At 55.6% G+C, this 626-nt stretch carries 1 pseudogene; it reads right to left on the bottom strand.

Annotation, left to right across the window (positions count from 1 at the left end):
* Positions 1 to 371, bottom strand: a pseudogene (locus KDH83_RS31160) (transposase); the annotation flags it as partial.
* Positions 372 to 626: the final 255 nt, after the last annotated feature.

The raw sequence follows: 626 nt of genomic DNA, 5'->3' as shown, positions 1-626 counted from the left end.
CTTGTAGTACGCCGCCCGCGAAAGGCCGGCAATCTGACAAGCGCGCGTGATTGAAAGCTTGGTTTGCACTAGCTGTTCGACCACCTCGCGCCTGGCCGACGGCGTCAGGATTTTCGATTTAAGACGTCCTTGATCGCCGCGTTCTCCAGCGCCAAGTCAGCAAACATGCGTTTAAGTTTGGCGTTCTCAGCCTCCAGCTCGCGTAGCCGCTGCAACTCGGACACCTGAACACCAGAGTACTTGCTCTTCCACAGATAGTACGTAGCGTTGCTGATGCCATGCTTGCGGCACAGTTCGGCGACCGGCATGCCGGCTTCGCCCTCCTTCAACACTGCAACGAGCTGGCTCTCTGCAAATCTACTTTTCTTCAAGGGAATCTCCGACTCAGGGAGGCTCCGAAATTCTACCGGCTGGTGTCTACCTTAAGGGGGAGCTTACGCTATCGCGTTCTACGCCAAGCTGTTCGGCGGAACCATCGTGCATCAGAGCACCTATGGAGAAGCCCTGGACGCTGAAAAGTTTTCCGAAGCTGAACATAAGAGTGTCATGCACGCGGTGTTGCAGATCAATGGCCAGACACTGATGGCTTCCGATTGGGTGCAAAACTTCGGCGGTAGCTACAAGGC

This window comes from Achromobacter sp. Marseille-Q0513, from assembly GCF_018195695.1.
In the GTDB taxonomy this organism is placed as follows: domain Bacteria; phylum Pseudomonadota; class Gammaproteobacteria; order Burkholderiales; family Burkholderiaceae_B; genus Achromobacter.
This window is presented reverse-complemented; position numbering and strand designations above follow the sequence as displayed.